The 20410-nt window shown below is 59.6% G+C and carries 19 protein-coding genes; 15 read left to right on the forward strand and 4 right to left on the reverse strand.

Translation table 11 applies throughout. The features are described 5' to 3' along the window. Positions 1 to 174 precede the first annotated feature (174 nt). The 4 genes from GEV39_RS07515 to flgA all read right to left on the reverse strand — a co-directional run bounded on the left by GEV39_RS07515 (position 175) and on the right by flgA (position 2745). Complete coding sequence (locus GEV39_RS07515) at positions 175 to 918, reverse strand: flagellar brake protein (protein ID WP_173888038.1); 744 nt, start codon at positions 916 to 918, stop codon at positions 175 to 177. Between the two features lie 79 nt (positions 919 to 997). Then, positions 998 to 1465 (reverse strand): flagella synthesis protein FlgN, encoded by a 468-nt coding sequence (locus GEV39_RS07520; protein ID WP_054913401.1) that lies wholly within the window; start codon positions 1463 to 1465, stop codon positions 998 to 1000. Between the two features lie 49 nt (positions 1466 to 1514). After that, positions 1515 to 1829 carry a flagellar biosynthesis anti-sigma factor FlgM gene (gene flgM / locus GEV39_RS07525; RefSeq protein WP_009684251.1) on the reverse strand — a complete coding sequence of 105 codons (315 nt, stop codon included), beginning with the start codon at positions 1827 to 1829 and terminating at the stop codon, positions 1515 to 1517. Between the two features lie 163 nt (positions 1830 to 1992). After that, positions 1993 to 2745, reverse strand: a complete 753-nt coding sequence (gene flgA / locus GEV39_RS07530; RefSeq protein ID WP_173888039.1) for a flagellar basal body P-ring formation chaperone FlgA — start codon at positions 2743 to 2745, stop codon at positions 1993 to 1995. Between the two features lie 77 nt (positions 2746 to 2822). Here flgA and GEV39_RS07535 point away from each other — a divergent pair, with 77 nt between their 5' ends. The 15 genes from GEV39_RS07535 to GEV39_RS07605 all read left to right on the forward strand — a co-directional run bounded on the left by GEV39_RS07535 (position 2823) and on the right by GEV39_RS07605 (position 20361). Further along, positions 2823 to 3752 carry a chemotaxis protein CheV gene (locus tag GEV39_RS07535; RefSeq protein ID WP_009684249.1) on the forward strand — a complete coding sequence of 310 codons (930 nt, stop codon included), beginning with the start codon at positions 2823 to 2825 and terminating at the stop codon, positions 3750 to 3752. 49 nt (positions 3753 to 3801) lie between these two features. Beyond that, positions 3802 to 4629, forward strand: a complete 828-nt coding sequence (gene cheR, locus GEV39_RS07540) for a protein-glutamate O-methyltransferase CheR (RefSeq protein WP_173888040.1) — start codon at positions 3802 to 3804, stop codon at positions 4627 to 4629. Between the two features lie 322 nt (positions 4630 to 4951). Continuing rightward, complete coding sequence (gene flgB, locus GEV39_RS07545) at positions 4952 to 5362, forward strand: flagellar basal body rod protein FlgB (protein ID WP_009684247.1); 411 nt, start codon at positions 4952 to 4954, stop codon at positions 5360 to 5362. Positions 5363 to 5364: 2 nt separating this feature from the next. Further along, entirely contained in the window at positions 5365 to 5808 is a 444-nt protein-coding gene (gene flgC, locus GEV39_RS07550; RefSeq protein WP_025340101.1) for a flagellar basal body rod protein FlgC, read from the forward strand. A gap of 15 nt (positions 5809 to 5823) precedes the next feature. Beyond that, positions 5824 to 6528, forward strand: a complete 705-nt coding sequence (flgD, locus tag GEV39_RS07555) for a flagellar hook assembly protein FlgD (RefSeq protein ID WP_054913399.1) — start codon at positions 5824 to 5826, stop codon at positions 6526 to 6528. A 31-nt stretch (positions 6529 to 6559) separates the two neighbouring features. Then, a complete protein-coding gene (gene flgE, locus GEV39_RS07560) occupies positions 6560 to 7915 on the forward strand; it encodes a flagellar hook protein FlgE (protein ID WP_110680023.1) in 1356 nt (451 codons plus the stop codon). A gap of 73 nt (positions 7916 to 7988) precedes the next feature. After that, entirely contained in the window at positions 7989 to 8174 is a 186-nt protein-coding gene (locus GEV39_RS07565) for a hypothetical protein (RefSeq protein ID WP_082416212.1), read from the forward strand. Positions 8175 to 8462: 288 nt separating this feature from the next. Continuing rightward, positions 8463 to 9203 carry a flagellar basal body rod protein FlgF gene (locus tag GEV39_RS07570; RefSeq protein ID WP_173888041.1) on the forward strand — a complete coding sequence of 247 codons (741 nt, stop codon included), beginning with the start codon at positions 8463 to 8465 and terminating at the stop codon, positions 9201 to 9203. A gap of 47 nt (positions 9204 to 9250) precedes the next feature. Further along, positions 9251 to 10036 (forward strand): flagellar basal-body rod protein FlgG, encoded by a 786-nt coding sequence (gene flgG / locus GEV39_RS07575; RefSeq protein WP_015271239.1) that lies wholly within the window; start codon positions 9251 to 9253, stop codon positions 10034 to 10036. Positions 10037 to 10086: 50 nt separating this feature from the next. Continuing rightward, positions 10087 to 10782, forward strand: a complete 696-nt coding sequence (gene flgH, locus GEV39_RS07580; RefSeq protein ID WP_054913397.1) for a flagellar basal body L-ring protein FlgH — start codon at positions 10087 to 10089, stop codon at positions 10780 to 10782. Between the two features lie 12 nt (positions 10783 to 10794). Further along, a complete protein-coding gene (locus GEV39_RS07585) occupies positions 10795 to 11904 on the forward strand; it encodes a flagellar basal body P-ring protein FlgI (RefSeq protein WP_009684238.1) in 1110 nt (369 codons plus the stop codon). An 11-nt stretch (positions 11905 to 11915) separates the two neighbouring features. Then, the gene (gene flgJ / locus GEV39_RS07590; RefSeq protein WP_054913396.1) at positions 11916 to 13070 is read left to right on the forward strand and encodes a flagellar assembly peptidoglycan hydrolase FlgJ; all 1155 of its coding nucleotides are present in this window, start codon (positions 11916 to 11918) and stop codon (positions 13068 to 13070) included. Positions 13071 to 13082: 12 nt separating this feature from the next. Continuing rightward, positions 13083 to 15113 (forward strand): flagellar hook-associated protein FlgK, encoded by a 2031-nt coding sequence (gene flgK, locus GEV39_RS07595; protein ID WP_054913395.1) that lies wholly within the window; start codon positions 13083 to 13085, stop codon positions 15111 to 15113. A gap of 13 nt (positions 15114 to 15126) precedes the next feature. Beyond that, positions 15127 to 16710 (forward strand): flagellar hook-associated protein 3, encoded by a 1584-nt coding sequence (locus GEV39_RS07600; RefSeq protein ID WP_173888042.1) that lies wholly within the window; start codon positions 15127 to 15129, stop codon positions 16708 to 16710. Positions 16711 to 16782: 72 nt separating this feature from the next. Next, complete coding sequence (locus tag GEV39_RS07605; RefSeq protein WP_173888043.1) at positions 16783 to 20361, forward strand: glycosyltransferase; 3579 nt, start codon at positions 16783 to 16785, stop codon at positions 20359 to 20361. Positions 20362 to 20410 lie beyond the last annotated feature (49 nt).

Consider the following 20410-nt stretch of genomic DNA (forward strand, 5'->3'; position numbering starts at 1 on the left):
AAGCCTGTGCTGGCCTCTTCGCGGGCTCGCCCGCTCCTACAGGTACTGCACAGCCCTCGAGGCTGGCGGTGAACCCTGTGGGAGCGGGCAAGCCCGCGAAGGGGCCAGCACAGGAGAAACACAAACGAAAACGCCACCTCGAAAGGTGGCGTTTCTGCTTCAACCAGCCGACGGTCAATAGTCGTCTTTGTCGAACCGCCGCGCCTCACGCTGCAGCTGGTACACGAAACTCTCGACCTTGCGCTGTGCCGGGCCGCTGAGGTTGTGGAAGCGTACGCCGGCAAAGGTGGTGTTGATGCGCTCTTCATAATGCAGGTGGCGCAGCTCGACCATGGTGTCGACCAGGCCCAGCGGGTTACCCGCCTTGAAGCGCTCATACACCTGGCCCAGTTGCAGGCGGCTTTCGACATCGCCCTCGAAGCGCAGTTTGCAGCCGGTGGCGGAGATGTCCAGCAGCTTGCCGCGCAGGGCACCGTTGCCTTTGAGGTGGGTACCGTCAAGGATCACGTCGACCAGTTGCGACAGCTTTAGCGCGGCGCGGAAGGCATTGCGGCGCTGGTGGTAGGTCATCTCGAGTGGCAAGGGGCCGCTGTAGCAGCGGTGGCCGTTGACTTCGCTGATCTTCAGTGCGTGGTTGCATTCCCAGGCAATACGCACGCCGTCGTGGAAGCCTTCGACACGGAAGTGTTCACCGCTCTCGATGAACTTCTCGCCGTCACGGGGGATCATTTCATCCAGCGCCAGGGTGTTGCTTTCACGGTCCACGTGCGTCACGTAGCTCTGGAAGCGGTGGCTGCGGTCATGGAAAGTGATGATCAGCGGGTCGTGGCTTTCTTGCAGTTGCCGCAAGTTGGCCGCAATCTCCAAAGGGGTGCTCAGCACCTTTGGCGGTTGCGGGGCATCTGATTCATTGAACACGGCTTATCGTTCTCCAGGCAAAAGCGACTCACGCAAGTAACGGCATTTTGCCAGTATGTTCCGTGCCTTGATAGAAAAATCAGACTTGGCTGAGGGCGCGTGGCTTGCTCAGCAGCGATGTGCCGCCACGGCTATTGTACAGCGACGGTGAATCACCGCCTTGAAGGATGCGGATCTGGTTATTGGTGACGTGTTGCTGCACCTGGATGATACGGCCATTGGTCTCATTGACTTGCTGGCAGGCTTGCATCAGCTGGCTAATGACGTCGAGTTGCTGCAGTAGCAATGCACCATTTGGCGATTGAGCGGCAACGGCCTCGACCCCTGCGCGATCGGCGCTAAGGCCTAGGCTGGTGAGCAGGTTGCCGCGACGGATCCCTTGCTGCTCGAGCAGCACGATCAAAGACTGCTTGCGCGCCAAGATGCTCTCCAGTGGCGACATGTCGCGACCATGCAAAGCAACGGCTTCTTTCTGCAGGAGCTCAAGCAGCTCCTGCAGCGGGGCAATGTCATCTTCGATCAGTTGCAGCAATGTGGTGTCGTGCATGGCTAACTCTTGGCTTTTCTAGCGTCCGTGAAGTCAGCGCGCCGCTCGGTCAGCGCTGGGCTTCGAAATCAAGCAGTTTGCTGGCGACCCGGCCGGCATCGACCTGGTAGCTGCCGTCGGCGATAGCCTGTTTCAACTGGGCCACACGGGCGCTGTTGACCACCGGTTCGTCGCGCAGCTTGTCGCTGATCTTCTGCAACTGCTGGGCCTCTTGGCTGAGGTGTACCGCTTCTCCGCTGGCGCCGGTGTCTTTCACCGCTTCCTGGCTGGCTGCCGGTTTTTCGGCGCTGCCGGTGGCGCTGTTACCGCGCACGCCGCCCGTGACGGACGGAGAGTTATTCAAACGACTGAAGTCGATGACCATGATCAGAAACCTCTGGGTATTTGGACGCTTGCCTTGTTTTCGGCCAACCCGATAGAAACTTTAGGCACAAATGCGTTGCCGCCTGTCAGCAAGCTCGCCACCCGTTTTCTGACACAGTTTAGGAAATGCGGTTCCGCACCGCCAGCGCCTTCTGGCGATTGGTCTACATGCTGACCTCGACCTGGCCTGGGCCGGTGACCCTGGCCTTGACCACCCGTTTCGAATGGAGGTTGCGTACCCTTATCTGCTCGCTGAGGCCGCCCTTGCTCAGGGCTTCGCCTGGCATGCGCACGCTCAGGCTGCCGGTGCGCGCCACGATGACCACCTGATCACCCTTGCGCACCACCTCGGCCTGCTCCAGGTGCTGCGGGGTGAGCACCTGGTCGATCACCGTGGGGCGCAGCATCTTCATGCCCACGGCTTGGTCCAGTTCGCTGAGGAAGCCTTGGCCCAGGGTGCCGACATCCCGTTCGCGCAGGGCCACGTCGCCTTCACCAACGACGTTGTCACGCTTGAGCGGGCGGGTTACCACCACCACGTCGCGGAACAGCCGCACCGTGGCGGGAACGAATACCGTCCACGGCGCGGCGCCGTTGCAGCGCACCCGTACGGTCACCCGGCCCAGTGGCTGCGCGGGGCTTTCCAGCGAGGCGTCCAGTTGCTGGCTGCACAACGGCATGCGCAGGCGCGGGTCCAGCGAGCTGACCTCGATTTCATAGCGGCCGGCGGTCTGGGTACTGGCCAGATAATCTTCGACGGTAAATTCAAGAAACCCTTGGGTGACACCGATAAGCTGTTCAGGCAAGGTGAACGCGTCCGCTAGCGTGCGAACGCCGGGCATCAGCAGGCACAGCGTGGCCAGCGAGCCAGTCAGCAGGCGCGTCAATCGTCGGAAAAATGTCGTTTTCGTGTACATGACGCTCAAAAAAGCAAAGCCCGTGCCGACTCACTGTTCGAGTTGCAACGTAAGGCTGAAATGTTAAGGAGTCTGGCATGGCGGGTGTGATGGATTCGGTCAACCAGCGCACGCAGCTGGTGGGGCAGAATCGCCTGGAGTTGCTGCTGTTCCGCCTCAATGGCGAACAGCTTTACGGCATCAACGTATTCAAGGTCAGGGAAGTGCTGCAATGCCCTGCGCTGACCCTGCTGCCCAAGGCGCACCCGGTGGTGCGCGGGGTGGCCAACATTCGTGGGGCGACCATCCCGATCCTCGACTTGTCGATGGCGACCGGGCTGCGACCGCTGCAGGAAGACACGCGCAAGAGTTTCGTGATCATCACCGAGTACAACACCAAGACTCAGGGCTTTCTGGTGCATTCGGTCGAACGCATCGTCAACATGAACTGGGAAGAGATCCACCCACCACCCAAGGGCACCGGCCGGGACCACTACCTGACCGCCGTCACCCGGGTGGATAACCGCATGGTCGAGATCATCGACGTGGAGAAAGTGCTGGCCGAGGTGGCACCTTCTTCCGAATCGGTATCGGCCGGGGTGGTCGATGCCGAGGTGCAGGACAAGGCCGTGCTGCTGCGGGTGCTGACCGTCGACGATTCGTCGGTGGCACGCAAGCAGGTCAGCCGCTGCCTGCAGACCGTCGGGGTGGAAGTGGTGGCGCTCAATGATGGCCGCCAGGCCTTGAACTACCTGCGCCAGCTGGTGGAGGAGGGCAAGAAGCCGGAAGAGGAGTTCCTGATGATGATCTCCGACATTGAAATGCCGGAAATGGACGGCTATACGCTTACCGCAGAAATTCGCAGTGACCCGCGCATGCAAAAACTGCACATCTGCCTGCATACTTCGCTTTCCGGGGTGTTCAACCAGGCGATGGTCAAGAAGGTCGGCGCTGATGACTTCCTGGCCAAGTTCAAGCCGGACGACCTGGCCCAGCGGGTGGTCGACCGGATCAAGGCAGCGCATTGAAGCAGCCGGGGCTAGCCCTGGCACCAGTGATTGAAAAGAGGCGGCAGTAGTGTCTACGGGTAATTTGGATTTCGAACAGTTCCGGGTCTTCCTGGAGAAAGCCTGTGGCATCCTGCTGGGGGAAAATAAGCAGTACCTGGTTTCCAGCCGTCTCAACAAGCTGATGGAGCAACAGGGCATCAAGAGCCTGGGTGAGCTGGTGCAGCGCATCCAGACCCAGCCGCGCGGCGGCCTGCGCGAGCAGGTGGTCGATGCCATGACCACCAACGAGACCTTGTGGTTTCGCGACACCTATCCGTTCGAAGTGCTGAAGAACAAGGTCATTCCCGAGTTCATTCGCAACAACCCTGGGCAGCGGCTGCGCATATGGTCCGCTGCCTGCTCGTCGGGCCAGGAGCCGTATTCCATCTCGATGGCCATTGACGAGTTCGAGCGCAGCAACCTCGGCCAGCTGAAGATGGGTGCGCAAATCGTGGCTACCGACCTCTCCGGTACCATGCTGACCAACTGCAAGACCGGTGAGTACGACAGCCTGGCGATTGCCCGCGGTTTGTCCCAGGAGCGCCTGCAACGTTATTTCGACCCCAAGGGGCCTGGGCGCTGGGCGGTCAAGCCGGCGATCCGCAGCCGCGTCGAGTTTCGTGCCTTCAACCTGCTCGACAGCTATGCCAGCCTGGGCAAGTTCGACATCGTGTTCTGCCGCAACGTGTTGATCTACTTCTCGGCACAGGTGAAGCGCGACATCCTGCTGCGTATTCACAGCACACTGAAGCCGGGTGGCTACTTGTTCCTCGGCGCCTCGGAGGCGTTGAACGGGTTGCCGGATCATTACCAGATGGTGCAGTGCAGCCCGGGGATCATCTACCAGGCCAAGTAAGCAGAAGGCCGGCGGCGAAAGTTGCCGGCCTTTTTGTTTGCCTGTACCGCCTTCAGGCCTGCATGGCCCCTGTGGGAGCGGGCATGCCCGCGAAGAGGCCGGCTCAGGAAAACCTGACGTCAAATTTTTGTTTTGCCGCTTTTGCCAACCGGCAATTGCCGCTTTCACTGCCAAAGGCGGAAGGCCTTTGCCGCTTTTCTGGCATCACCCTGACAGCATGCCGCGCGCATACCCCGTAATTTCGGGGCTCACGGGGGTTGGCACAGCCCTTGCTATAGCTTGCTCAACAAAACACCGGTCAACCTCTGAAGGTTTCCCCGATATGAGCATCAGTTTCGACAAGGCGCTTGGTATTCACGAAAAGGCTTTGGGCTTCCGCGCCCAGCGCGCCGAAGTGTTGGCCAACAACATTGCCAACGCCGACACGCCCAACTACAAGGCGCGTGACATGGACTTCTCTTCGGTGCTCGCCGCCGAAACCAGCAAGCAGCAAAGTGGCCGCTTTGCCATGGAGCGGACCAACAGCCGGCACATCGAAGCCGAAGGCCTGGCCGTCGCTGCTGACGACACGCTCAAATACCGCACGCCGCTGCAGCCTTCGATAGACCAGAACACCGTCGACGCACAGATCGAGCAGTCGAACTACACCGAAAACGCCATTGGCTTCCAGGCCAGCTTCACCTTGCTCAACAGTAAATTCAAAGGGCTGGTTTCCGCCCTGCGGGGAGAATGACCATGTCCCTTTCCAGTGTCTTCAATATTGCCGGTAGCGGCATGAGCGCGCAGAACACGCGCCTGAACACCGTCGCTTCCAACATCGCCAACGCCGAGACAGTCTCGTCGAGCATCGACCAGACCTACCGCGCTCGCCATCCGGTGTTCGCCACGACCTTCCAGGATGCACAGGCTGGCGGCAGCCAGTCGCTGTTCGAGGACCAGGGTGAAGCCGGGCAGGGCGTGCAGGTAAAGGGCATCGTCGAAGACCAGAGCAACCTTGAAGCCCGCTACGAGCCGAACCACCCGGCGGCGAACAAGGACGGCTATGTCTACTACCCGAACGTCAACGTGGTCGAGGAGATGGCTGACATGATCTCGGCCAGCCGCGCGTTCCAGACCAACGCCGAGCTGATGAACACGGCCAAGAGCATGATGCAGAAAGTGCTGACCCTCGGGCAGTGATAAGGAATCCAGACCATGGCAATCGAGACTACCGGCGTCAACCTCAATGATGTGCTCACGGCGTCCGGTGTGGGTAGCAGTACGAAGAAAACCACGGATACCGCTTCCAAGACCGGCACTGATTCGTTGGGTAAGGATGCTTTCCTGCAACTGCTTGTAACGCAGATGCAGCATCAGAACCCGCTGGACCCACAGGACAACGGTGAATTCGTTGCTCAGTTGGCGCAGTTCAGCAGCTTGGAAGGTATTACCTCCCTGAATGAGTCGGTTAGCAGTATCACCAATGCCATGGCGTCGTCGCAGGCGCTGCAGGCTTCATCGTTGGTAGGCCGATCGGTGGTGGTGCAGAACGATAAAGCTGTGGTTGATACCACTGAAAGCTTCAATGCCCAGTTCGTTGTGCCTCAGGCTATCAGCGAAGCGAAGATCACCATCAAGGACAAGGACGGCAACACCGTCAAGACCATCGAGTTGGGTGAGCAGAAGGCGGGTTACGCTGACTTCATCTGGGATGGCACCAACAGCAGCGGGGAGAAAGTCGACCCGGGCACCTACACGTTCACTGCCACCACCACAGTAGATGGGCAGTCGGTGCAGATGAACACCCTCTTGCCGGCCAAGGTGACCAGCGTCAGCTTCAGCGCAACGGGTGAAATGGTGCTCAACCTCGCCGGTGTCGGCAAGGTGTCTCTTTCCGACGTACAAACCATTGGTATCTAAGGCCCGTTAGCGCGGCACAAGGAGCGAATTCATGTCTTTCAATATCGGCCTTAGCGGTCTGTCTGCGGCGAACAAGCAGTTGGACGTCACTGGTAACAACATCGCCAACGTCAATACAACTGGCTTCAAGTCTTCGCGTGCCGAGTTCGCGGATGTCTACGCGGGTGCCAACCGCTTGGGTGTCGGCAAGAACCAAGTGGGCAACGGGGTGCGCCTGGCTGCCATTTCCCAACAGTTCACCCAGGGCGATGTAAACACCACAGGCAACGTGCTGGACATGGGAATTCAAGGGCAGGGCTTCTTCGTGTTGTCCGATAATGGCTCGCGTGTTTACACCCGTGCAGGTGCTTTCCAGGCCAGCAAGGACAACTTCGTGGTGACTTCCGACGGCTTGCGCCTGCAGGGCTATACCGCTGATGCGGCTGGCAACATTCAGAAGGGTGTACTGAAGGACTTGCAGATTGATACCTCGGCGCTGCAGCCAAAGGCGACCTCCCTGATCGATCAGGGTATCAACCTGAATTCTTCGGCCGCCGATATCCCTCTCGAGGTCGATGACGGCAACGGCGCGATGGTGCCTAACCTGCCGTTCGATCCTGCCAGCGCGTCGACGTATACCAAGTCGTTCCCGACCAAGGTGTATGACAGCCAGGGCAACGAGCACACCATGGAGCAGTTCTACCGCAAGACCGGCACCAACGAGTGGACCATGTATACGCTGGTCGATGGGCGCAACCCGTTCGACCCTTCTTCGACTACGCCACTGACGGGCACCATCAGCTTCAACAGCGATGGCTCGGTCAAGAGCATGACAGCTGATAATACCGGCCACCCGGCGGGTTCGTCTTTCACCGTGACCAACAACACATTCAGCATGACCGGTTGGGTACCTGCGGTGGAAGATGCGCAGGGTAACTGGGCTTCCAACGGTGCCGTGGGTGACGTCGGTGGTATGCGCCTGGCGATGGACAGCACTACGTCTTACAACACCGAAACCGCGCGAATGTCGCAGTCTCAGGACGGTTACGCCACCGGTATTCTGTCGAGCCTGAGCATCGACGCAACAGGGGTATTGTTCGCCAGCTTCAGCAACGGCAAATCCAATGCCATTGGCCAGGTGGCGCTGGCGAGCTTTGCAAATGAGCAAGGCTTGCAGCAAATTGGCGGTACCCGCTGGACCGAAACCTTCACCTCGGGCATTCCCGGCATAGATGCGCCGAAGACTGGAACCTTGGGGGCTATCGAGTCCAACGCACTGGAAGGCTCGAACGTCAACCTGACCCAAGAGCTTGTTGAGCTGATAAAGGCGCAAAGCAACTATCAGGCGAACGCCAAAACCATTTCCACCGAAAGCACCATCTTGCAGACCGTCATCCAAATGGCCTGATGGCTGCTGTTTGATCGTGTGCACGCGAGCCCCTTTCTTTTTGAAGGGGCTCGTCGTTTTTGCAGGAGGGTTCATGGGCAAATTGCTGGTGGCGTTGTTGATCGCGTTCAGCCTCTACCCAGTGCAAGCTGGTACGGCTAACTGGTGGCGTTGGGAAAGCCAGATCGACGGCCGTCTGGTATGTGCACAATGGCCGCCAGGAGACGGCTGGAGGAAATTCGCCGGTCCCTACAGCAATGGTCGTTGCCGGGAACCTTGATGAGTGAGTGTCAGCGCCGTTCGTGGGTTGGCGCTCTTGGATAAAGCGCTGGCCATGGCGGCTCTACTTGCTTTAGTGGGGCGGGCCTGGCGCCAGGTGGCTGATACAAGCTTGCCGCAATCGGCAAGCCGGCGCCGGATAACCGGCGGGCATGGTGCGAATGCGATCCCGAACCCCCCGTATTCCCGGGGGGTTCTCCCAAAAACAAGAAGTTGGTTCGGAACTTGCTTCTTTGCCAGTAAAGCAGCGGCGTACGGCAAACGAGCGCCAGTGCAGCGGAGGATGACTGTGGACAAGATGCTTTACGTGGCCATGACCGGCGCCAGCCAGAACGCGCTGGCGCAGAAGGCCCACGCCAACAACCTGGCGAACATTTCCACCAACGGTTTTCAGCGTGACCTGGAGCAGGCGCGTTCGATGCCGGTGTTTGGCGACAGCTTTCCGGCGCGCGCCTTTGCCATGACCGAGCGACCGGCCACCGACTTCAGCGAAGGGCCGATGGTAGAAACTGGTCGAGATCTGGACGTGACAGTAACCGGCAAAGGTTTCATCGCTGTACAAGCGCCGGACGGTAGCGAGGCCTATGTTCGTACAGGCAGCCTGAATATCGATGCTTTGGGGGTGCTGCGTGCCGGCAACGGCATGCCCGTGATCGGCAACGGTGGCCCGATTGCCATCCCGCCAGAACAGAAGGTGGAGGTGGGCGCCGATGGCACCATCAGCATTCGTTCCATGGGTGAAGACCCGCGAGTGATGGCCGAGGTCGACCGTATAAAGCTGGTCAACCCGGACACCAAGAGTCTTACCAAAGGCCTCGATGGCATGATCCATACCACCTCTGGCCAGCCAGCCGACGCCGACGTCAACGTGCGGGTGGTATCTGGTTTTCTCGAGGGCAGCAACGTCAACGCCGTCGAAGAGATGACCTCGGTCCTGGCGCTGTCGCGTCAATTTGAACTGCACGTCAAGATGATGAATGCGGCCAAGGAAGGCGACGAAGCCATGGCGCGTGTTTTGCAAATCGGCTAATCACTTTTGAACGGGTGCCGTAAAACAGGCGCACGAGGAGAACACTAATGCTTCCGGCTCTTTGGGTCGCTAAAACCGGCCTGTCCGCCCAGGACACTAACCTCACGGTCATCTCCAACAACCTGGCCAACGTCTCGACCACCGGTTTCAAGCGTGATCGTGCCGAATTCCAGGACCTGCTTTACCAGATCAAGCGCCAGCCTGGCGCACAGTCCACCCAGGACAGCGAACTGCCCTCGGGCCTGCAGGTCGGTACCGGCGTGCGCATTGTCGGTACGCAGAAAAACTTCCAGACGGGTAGCCTGCAAACGACCGAGAACCCGTTGGACATGGCGGTCAACGGCCGTGGTTTCTTCCAGGTGCTGCAGCCTGACGGCACCGTTTCGTACACACGTGACGGGACCTTCCACCTGAACTCTGACGGCCAGATCGTCACTGCCAACGGTTTTGCCCTGGAACCCGCCATCGTTGTGCCTAACGACGCGCAGACCTTTACCGTCGGCCAGGACGGCACCGTGTCTATCACGACCGCCGGCAACCCTGCAGCGCAGGTGATCGGCAACATCCAGACCGCCGATTTCATCAACCCGGCCGGCCTGCAGGCAATCGGCGACAACCTGTTCCTGGAAACCGCGGCCAGTGGCGCGCCGCAAGTCGGCACCCCGGGCCTGAACGGTTTCGGCACCACCCTGCAGCAGACCCTGGAAAACTCCAACGTCAGCACCGTAGAAGAGCTGGTGAACATGATCACCACTCAGCGCGCCTACGAGATGAACTCCAAGGTCATCTCCACCGCCGACCAGATGCTGTCGTTCGTTACTCAACAGCTCTGAGGCCGGCAGCTCTGAGCCTGGTAGTTTTTTGCACTCGTGAGGTAAGCGTCATGAATCGTCTGTTGTCCGTTTTCGCCCTGGGGGGGGCGGTGTTGCTGGCAGGTTGCGTCGCGCCGACGCCCAAGCCCAACGACCCGTACTACGCGCCGGTTCTGCCGCGCACCCCACTGCCGGCAGCGGCCAACAACGGTTCGATCTACCAGGCCGGTTTCGAGCAGAACCTGTACAGCGACCGTAAAGCGTTCCGGGTGGGTGACATCATTACCATTACCCTCAACGAGCGTACATCGGCTAGCAAGAACGCCGGCTCGCAGATCGCCAAGACCAGCAAGACCGATATTGGCCTGACCTCGCTGTTTGGAGGCTCGCCGAACACCAATAACCCATTCGGCGGGGGTGATCTGTCGCTGGAGGCCGGTTACAGCGGTGACCGCGCCACCAAAGGCGACAGCAAGGCGACCCAGGGCAATACCCTGACGGGTTCGATCACCGTTACCGTGGCCGAGGTGTTGCCCAACGGCATCATCGCCGTGCGCGGCGAGAAGTGGATGACCTTGAATACCGGCGAGGAGCTGGTGCGCATTGCCGGCATGGTCCGTGCCGACGACATCGCCACCGATAACACCGTACCGTCCACCCGTGTGGCCGACGCGCGCATTACCTACTCCGGTACCGGCTCGTTCGCCGATGCCAGCCAGCCTGGTTGGTTGGACCGCTTCTTCCTCAGCCCGCTTTGGCCTTTCTGAGTACGGATGAACATGTTCAACGTGAGGCAGCTGATTGCCGCAACCCTGCTCCTGTCCTGTGCCTGTGTGGCCCAGGCCGAGCGCCTGAAGGACATCGCCAGTATTTCTGGCGTGCGCTCCAACCAGTTGATTGGCTATGGCCTGGTGGTTGGCCTGAACGGTACGGGTGACCAGACCACCCAGACCCCGTTTACCCTGCAAACCTTCAACAACATGCTGTCGCAGTTCGGCATCAAGGTGCCGCCAGGCTCCGGTAACGTGCAGTTGAAAAACGTCGCTGCCGTGTCGGTGCATGCCGACTTGCCGCCGTTCGCCAAGCCGGGCCAGGTGGTCGACATTACCGTGTCCTCGATCGGTAACTCGAAGAGCCTACGCGGCGGCAGCCTGCTGATGACCCCGCTCAAGGGGATTGACGGTAACGTCTACGCCATCGCCCAGGGCAACCTGGTGGTCGGCGGCTTCGACGCCGAGGGCCGTGACGGCTCGAAGATCACCGTCAACGTTCCGTCGGCGGGTAGGATTCCAGGTGGTGCCAGCGTGGAGCGGGCCGTGCCAAGCGGCTTCAACCAAGGCAATACCCTGACCTTGAACCTGAACCGCCCCGATTTCACCACTGCCAAACGTATCGTCGACAAAGTCAACGACCTGCTGGGCCCGGGTGTGGCCCAGGCGGTGGACGGTGGCTCGGTGCGGGTCAGTGCGCCGATGGACCCAAGCCAGCGCGTGGACTACCTGTCGGTCCTGGAAAACCTGGAAATCGATCCCGGCCAGGCGGTGGCCAAAGTCATCATCAATTCGCGTACCGGTACCATCGTCATTGGCCAGAACGTGAAGGTTTCACCAGCGGCGGTGACCCACGGCAGCCTGACCGTGACCATTACCGAAGACCCGATCGTCAGCCAGCCGGGCCCGCTCTCCAACGGCCAGACTGCCGTGGTGCCACGCTCGCGGGTCAATGCGGAGCAGGAGGCCAAGCCGATGTTCAAGTTCGGCCCAGGCACCACGCTGGATGAAATCGTCCGCGCGGTGAACCAGGTGGGCGCGGCACCTGGCGACCTCATGGCCATCCTCGAAGCCCTGAAACAGGCCGGCGCCTTGCAAGCCGACCTGATCGTGATCTGAGGACGGCGCCGATGAACAGCAAAAGCCTGGTTTCTGGCAGCGGCGACAGCGGTGCTTACACCGACCTCAATCGCCTCAGTTCGCTCAAGCATGGTGACCGCGACAGCGATGCCAACGTACGCAAGGTGGCCCAGGAGTTCGAGTCGCTATTCATCAGCGAAATGCTCAAGGCCTCGCGCAAGGCCAGCGACGTGCTGGCCGACGACAACCCGATGAACACCGAAACGGTCAAGCAGTATCGCGACATGTATGACCAGCAATTGGCCGTGAGCATGTCCCGCGAGGGGGGCGGTATCGGCCTGCAGGACGTGTTGGTGCGCCAGTTGTCGAAAAAGAAGAGTGCATCGGTCAATACCAGCCCGTTCCCGCACGTTGAAGGCCGCGCCCCGGCGCTATGGGGCAACAAGGTGGCTGAGCCCGTGCAAGCCACCCTGGCGAGCGCTAACCGCAATGATGTAGCGGCGCTCAATTCGCGGCGCCTGGCCTTGCCGAGCAAACTCACCGACCGCCTTTTGGCTGGTATCGTGCCGTCGGCGGCCAGCCCGAACAACGCCGCCGTACCTGCCCGTGACGGCCAGCAACCGGCCAAGGTCTTTGCCGTGCCGGACAACGGCCTGCGTATTGTCGGTCGCGCGGTGGCCCAGCCGCCGCTGGCGCCGAAAAAGGCGTTCGCCGACAGTGATGAATTTGTCGCCACCATGCTGCCGATGGCCGAGCAAGCCGCCAAGCGCATTGGTATCGACCCTCGCTATCTGGTAGCCCAAGCCGCGCTGGAAACCGGTTGGGGCAAGTCGGTGATGCGCAACAGCGACGGCAGTAGCAGCCATAACCTGTTTGGCATCAAGGCAACTGGGAACTGGGAGGGCGGCGAGGCGAGGGCGATTACCAGCGAGTTCCGCGATGGCCAGTTCGTCAAGGAAACGGCAGCGTTCCGTTCGTACGATTCCTATCAGGACAGCTTCCATGACCTGGTAAACCTGTTGCAGAACAATTCGCGCTATCAAGATGCGGTGAAAGCCGCCGATAAACCTGAACAGTTCGTGCAAGAGTTGCAAAAGGCCGGGTACGCCACCGACCCGAATTACGCCAGCAAGATCTCGCAGATAGCAAAACAGATGAAGTCGTACGAGCACTACGCGCTGCTCGGTACCGCAACGAAAATTTAAAGGTAGGAAACCATGGCGAGTCTGATCAACATTGGTATGTCGGGGCTGGGTGCCGCGCAGTCGGGGATGTATACCCTCGGTAACAACATTGCCAATGCCGACGTCGAGAGCTACTCGCGCCAGCAGAACGTACAAAAGAGCAAGGGCGGTCAGCAGGTCGGCCAGGTCTTTATTGGCAGTGGCACTACTTTGGCCGATGTGCGTCGAGTGTATAACGCGTTCCTCGAGAACCAGCTGCGTACTACAACGTCGCTCAGTAGTGAGGCAAGCACGTACCTTAACCAGATCACCCCGCTGGATACTGCCCTGTCGAGCAGCGATACCGGTATCACCGCAGCGTTGCAAAGTTTCTTCACCGCCATGCAGGACTCTGCGGCCAAGCCCACCGAGGACGCCTCGCGCCAGTTGTTGTTAACCAGTGCGCAGTCTTTGGCCAAGCGCTTCAACACGCTGTCAGCGCAGCTCAACCAGCAAAACAGCAACATCAACGCCAACATGGCGTCGCTCACCGATCAGGTTAACAACCTCACCAAGACCATCGCTGATCTGAATGAGCAGATATCTCGCGTCAGCGCAATCTCCGGCCAGCCCAATGACCTGCTCGACCAGCGTGATGGTGCGGTACGTGAGCTGAACAAATTGATTGGCGCCGATGTGGTCGAGCGCGACGGTAACTACGATATTTACCTGAAGAATGGCCAGGCGCTGGTGCTGGGCAAGACCACCCAGACCTTGGGGGTGGCGCCAAGCGCGACGGACCCGACCCGTATGAGTCTGATCCTCAATCGCGGTTCGACCAAGATGGATATCACCAGCACCACCAGCGGTGGCGAACTTGGCGGTTTGATCCGCTATCGCTCGGAAACGCTCGACCCTGCGCTCAACGAGCTGGGGCGTGTTGCCTTGGTAGTGGCGGATGCCATCAATAGCCAGTTGGCGCAGGGCATCGACAAAAATGGTGATTTCGGGGCGACCTTGTTTGGTGATATCAACAGCGCTGCGGCTATCAGCCAGCGCAGTATCGCCAAGCAGAACAACAGCCCAGGCTCAGGCAACCTCGATGTGACCATCAAGGATACCGGTAAGCTGACCACCAGCGATTACCAAGTGACCTTCACCAGCGACAAGCAGTACACGGTCCGCAAGTTGCCCGATGGCACCGACATGGGTAGCTACAGCCTCGATGATGACCCGGCCCCGGTGATCGACGGTTTCACCCTTGCCCTCAATGGCGGAGGCCTGAGCGCGGGTGACAGTTTCAAGATCACACCCACCCGCAACGCCGCAGCCAATATCGAGACGGTTCTGACCGACCCCAAACGCTTGGCGCTGGCCGCGCCGCTGAGCGCCACCAGCGGTTCTGGCAATAAGGGGACTGGCGTCATAACCCAGCCGACCCTGACATCCGAGCTGGACATCTCCGATGCAGCCCAGCGTTCGTTGTTGCAGACCGGCCTGAAGTATTCCACCCCGGTCAAGCTCGTTTTCGGTGACAACAGTACCTCGCCCCAGGCCTACAAAATGTATGACGCCAAGGGCACCGAGATTGGCAGCGGCACCATCGTGCCGGGCCAAGACAACAAACTGCAGCTATCGGTACCAATGGTCGATGGCAACGGCAACTCGCTGGGTAGCAGCTTCACTTTCGAGATGAACGTTTCCGGCGCCCCGCAAAATGGCGACAGCTACACCGTGGCGTTGACCGGCGCAGGTTCTGCGGACAACCGCAACAGCCAGTCGGTGATCGATTTGCAGACCAAGCCTACGGTCGAAGTGGGGGCCAATGGCAAGGGTATCAGCTTCACTGATGCCTACGCCAAGCTGGCATCCGGCGTTGGTGGCAAGGCCGGGCAGGCGCAGATGGACGGCGATGCTACCAGCGCTCTCCACACTTCTGCGCAGGACAGCCGCGACGGTGTGTCGGGTGTGTCGATCGATGAAGAGACCGGTAACCTGATCAAGTTCCAGCAGTACTACACCGCGTCGTCGCAGATCATCAAGGCGGCCCAGGAAACCTTCGCCACCCTGATCAACAGCCTTTAAGGAGACTTAGATCGTGAGCGTACGCATCTCGACTTCCCAGTTCTACAACACCAATAGTGCCAACTATCAGAGCAACTTCGCCAAGACGGTGAAGACTCAGCAGGAGGCCAGCGATGGCATTCGCGTGCGCTCGGCCAAGGATGATCCGGTGGGCGCGGCGCGGTTGTTGCAGTTGGAGCAGCAGCAGAACATGTTGAAGCAGTACGGCAGCAACATTACCAACGTGCGCAATGCGCTGGGCACGGCCGAGAGCACCCTGAATTCGATCGGGAACATTTTGCAACGGGTCAACGAGTTGGCGGTGAGCTCGGGTAACGGCGCCTTTACCGATGCCGATCGCAAGGCCAATGCTGATGAACTGGCTTCGCTGGAGGATCAACTGTTCAACCTTATGAACAGCAGGGACGAGAGCGGCAAATACATTTTCTCCGGCTCCCGGGGCGATACGCCACCGTATGTGCGTAATGCAGACGGTACCTACAGTTACCAGGGTGATCAGGGCAAGCTCAATCTTCAGGTTGGTGACATGCTTAGCCTAGCGGCCAACGAAACCGGTTACGATGCTTTCGAACAAGCACTGAATACCAGCCGCAGCGAGACTACGCTGACCGCCCCGGCCACTGATGATGGCCGCATCAGCCTGTCCAATGGCCAGGTTTCCGGAAACTCCGCCTTCAATGATCAGTTCCGCAGCGGCGAACCTTACACCATCGAATTCACCAGCAGCACCGAATACAAGATCACCGATGCCAATGGCAATGACGTGACGCTGGAAGCCAGTCAGGGCGGCAAATTCGATCCTGATAGCGACAACGCCACCATCAGTTTCCGAGGTGTCGATCTACGCCTGGACGTCAACTTCAAAGAGGGTGACAAAGGCAACGAGGATGCGGTCATTGCAGGACATTCGTTCAGTTTGAGCTCCAAGGCCGATGAAGTGTCCGGTACACGAAGCCCTGGCAATAGCTCCTCGGCACAGGTCACTGGCGCTACCATCACGGATCAAGATGTTTACAAAGCGGCGTTTCCTGCCGGCGGCGCAGTGTTGAAGTTTACCGGTGCCAACGCTTTTGAGTTGTACGCGTCACCTGTGACTGAAGACAGCCGCCCGGTTGCCTCCGGAACACTGGGTGGGCCCAATGGCACCACCGCGAGCGCCATGGGGGTCAGCTTCGAGCTGTCTGCCGCGCCTGGCGCCGGAGACTCGTTCGGGATCAAGGTTGATACCCATCAAACCCAGAATGTGCTCGATACCATCAGCAAACTGCGCGCTGCACTGAGTACCCCGCAGGACGGCGACGCGACAGCTCGGCAGAACTTCCTGGCGTCGTTGGGTTCGGCCGTTGGCAACGTCAGCAGCGCGATCAACCAAGTGTCTTCGTCGGTCAGTTCTATTGGTGGGCGCGGCCAGGCGCTGGATGTCCAGGCTGAAACCAACGAAGCATTGGGTACCGAAAACGCCAAGACTCAAAGCTCGATCCGTGAGAGCGACCCAGCCGAGGTTATGTTGCGCCTGCAGATGCAGACCAACATGTTACAGGCCTCTTTGCAGGCCTATGCCAAGGTGGCCGGGCTTTCGCTGGTCAATTACATCTGATAACGCGGCCTGCGTTATCAAGCATGCGTCGTCACCCTCAGGTGCGGCGCATTTTTTTTAAAGGTCATCAACGTGAATCAACAGCCCCTTGTCAGTATCGTCATTCCTGCGTTTAACCCACGTTATTTCAACGAGGCGCTGAAGAGTGCGCTGGACCAGACTTACCCGGATCTTGAAATACTGATCGGGGACGATAGCGAAGGCTCTGCAATCGAAGCTATGGTCGAGGTCGCCAGTGGACGACTGCCTGGGCGTGTGCACTATCGGCGCAACCCGAGGCGTTTGGGTTTGGCAGCCAACGTGCTGGCCTTGCTCGAAGCTGCTCAGGGCGAACTGGTCAAAGTGCTGTGTGACGACGACCGCTTGCTGGCGCGCTGCGTGGAGCAGCAGGCTGCCGCTTTCCAGCATGCCGAAGTCAAAGTGTCGCTCGCTCAGCGGGTGTTCTGCGATGCGGGTGACTTCGTCTTGCCTCAGCGCCTGCAGAACGTGGCGTTCGCCAACACCGACAGCATGTTCAAGGGGTCCGATGTGCTGGCGATCCTGGCGGGCAGCCCGGTCAACTTCCTTGGCAATTTTTCGTCGGCGCTGTTCTATAGACGCGAAGCCGCGGAGATCCTCAAGGTTCTTATCAATCAGGAACAACAGTTCGAGGCACTGCTTGATCTGGTGCTGTTCGTTTGTCTGATGCGTCACGGTGAAGTCGCCGTCATGCGCAGCGCTGCTATTATCGAGCGCCTGCACCCGGAGCGACTCAGCCTGGATGACTCGGTCAAGGCATCCACGCAGCAGGAGTGGGGGTGGCTCACGCAGATGCTCAAGGCCCGCGGTGGAGATGCACCAGTTGCTTCCGGCTGGGTGCGCTTTGTTGAAATGGCGCGAGTGTCTGAAGTGCCTCGGCAGTGGCAGGAACTGTGCCTGTTGCGCACCTTGTCGACTTGGCAGTGTCGCCTCAATGGCAGGGTTGGTAGCAACAGCGACAGTTATGAAGCTTTTTACCGCCAATGGCTGCAGGACCGGCAGTTAAGTAGTGCGCAACTGCGGATGACCTCAGAAGTGGTTGCCGCGTGGCCCGTGCGGCCGCGTATCGCGGTGATCGTGCGCGACCTCGATGGCGATTCGAAGGGGCTTGAGGTGACGTTGGCGAGTATTGCAGCTCAGCACTATGGCGCCACCACTACCATAGTGGTCAGCGAGCTGGATTTGGCGGCACAAGCTGGTCGCGTAAGCCTAGCGCCGGCTACGGACTGGACGCGCCAACTGAATGAAATCATAGGCGGGCTGGATGCTGCCGATTGGATCTACCTGCTGCAGTCGGGAGACAAGCTTGCGCCGACCGCTCTGCTGGTCATGGCCGAGCGCGCGGCGCTGCAATCTTCCGTGGGCTGCCTGTACAGTGATGAGGGCGGCCTCAAGGAAGACGGGCCGTGTGAACCGGTGTTCAAGCCGGATTTCAATCTCGATCTGTATCGTTCCTATCCGTATCTAGGGCGTACCCTGGCGTTACGGCGTGAATGGGTGTTGGCCCTTGGCGGTCTCGATGGTCGATATCGTGCGCTGGCCACCCATGATCTGGTCTGGCGCCTGGTCGAGAATGTTGGTCCCCAGGCGGTAGAACATATTCCAGAAATTCAGGTCCAGTCTGGCGCTGATTACGCGCAGTGGTTGTCTTCGCGCGATGTGGCGCAAGAAAGCGAGCTGGTTGTTGCCGCGCATTTGAGCCGATTGGGCGTTGCCCACCAGATCCGTCATGATGAGATGGCACTGCTCAATCGTATTGATTACCTGCATGAGCAACAGCCACTCGTGTCCGTGCTGGTGTGCGTCGATGAGCGGCAGGCAGGTTTGCAGGCGACTCTCGAAAGCGTATTGCAGCATACCGCCTATGAGCGCTACGAGATCATCGTCGTGCACGATGATCGGGTAACGCCGGCAACATCGGACTGGTTGCGGCGGATGCAAGGGTTTTCCTCAATGTTGCGAATCCTGCCAGTGGCGGGGGAATGCTCGGTCGCGCATATGCTCAACCATGCGGTTCAAGCCAGTCTGGGCGACTATGTGGTTACGCTGGGGTGCAGCTATTGTGTGCTGAACGACACTTGGCTTGATGAGTTGCTCAACCATGCCGGCCGCCCGGAAGTCGCCGCGGTGGGCGGCAAGCTGTTCGACAGCCAGGGCAACATTGCCAGCGCGGGCATGGTGCTGGGGGTGGGGCGGGGTGCGCAGGCGGCGTTCGGTGGCGAGTCGGGTCAGGCGCGTGGCTACTTGCAGCGATTGCAGGTAGTACAGAACTGGTCGGCTCTGAGCCAGGATTGCATGATGCTTCGGCGAGAGGTAATCGACAGTCTGCAGGGTTTCGACGAGAAGAATCATTCGCAGGGGCTGGGGGATGTAGACCTGTGCCTGCGTGCTGCTGCCCAGGGTTACCTGATGGTCTGGACCCCTTACGCGCAATTGCAGCAAGCTGCCGTCAGCCTAATGGCGCAAGCGAATGATGATGGTCGGCGCAGCGTGCGCGAAGATGAGCAGTATCGCTTCTGTGAACGTTGGCTGTCGGCACTGGTGCGCGACCCTGCGTATAACGTCAACCTCAGCCTGTTGTCTGCGGACTTCAGCCTTACACCCACCTTGCGGGGCTCATGGAACCCGCTGATTTCACGGGTGGTTCCGAGCGTGTTAGGGTTGCCGATCAACGACTCGGCGATTGGTCATTATCGCGTTACCGAACCTTTGTTGCAGCTTGAGCAGGCTGGGCTGATTACGGGCTTTTCCAGCTACGAATCGATGAGTACGGCGCAGTTGGCGCGAATGGCCCCCGATGTTGTCGTGGTGCAGTTACGTCACAATCGTGAGTCGGTTCAGGAAATCGAACGGATTGCGCGTTTCAGCAATGCCCGGCGGGTATTCGAAATCGACGATTATGTGATCAGTACCCCGGTCAAGAATACCCACGGCAGGAACAAGCCAGCGGATATCGAGCAGCACTTGCGAGAAGCCATCGGGCTGTGTGATCGGCTGGTGGTCACGACCGAGGCCCTGGGTAATGCGCTCAGCGGCATGCACCGAGACATCCGGGTGGTACCGAACATGCTTGCACCGCACCTGTGGTCGAACCTGCCCAGGAGCCGCCGCGGGGTATCTTCCAAACCTCGTGTGGGTTGGGGGGGCGGGACCAGCCACAGTGGTGACCTGGAGATCATCGCCGAGGTAGTGCGTGAACTTGCCGACGAAGTGGAGTGGGTATTCTTCGGTATGTGTCCGCAGGCATTGCGCCCCTTCATTCATGAATACCACCCGGGCGTATCGCTCCAGGCGTATCCGGCCAAGCTTGCCAGCCTCAACCTCGACTTGGCCCTGGCGCCGCTGGAATTCCATATCTTCAACGACTGCAAGAGCAATCTACGCCTGCTCGAATACGGCGCTTGTGGCTACCCGACCGTATGTTCGGATACCGCTGCATACCGCGGTAACCTGCCATGCAGCCGCGTTTACAGCAACAGCACTCAGGAGTGGCTCGAAGTAATCCGAACCCACCTCAATGACCCGGCTGCCAGCTATCGAATGGGTGACGCGCTGCGAGAGCAGGTCATGCGTGATTTCATTCTGCAGGGCGAGAACCTGCGGCACTGGCAGCGGGGTTGGCTTGCGGACTGACTAACGTGGTGTTACGCAATCGGGCTGCTTATGCAGCCCGATTGCGTTA

The sequence above is a fragment of the Pseudomonas sp. NY5710 genome (assembly GCF_013305665.1).
Taxonomy (GTDB): domain Bacteria; phylum Pseudomonadota; class Gammaproteobacteria; order Pseudomonadales; family Pseudomonadaceae; genus Aquipseudomonas; species Aquipseudomonas juntendi.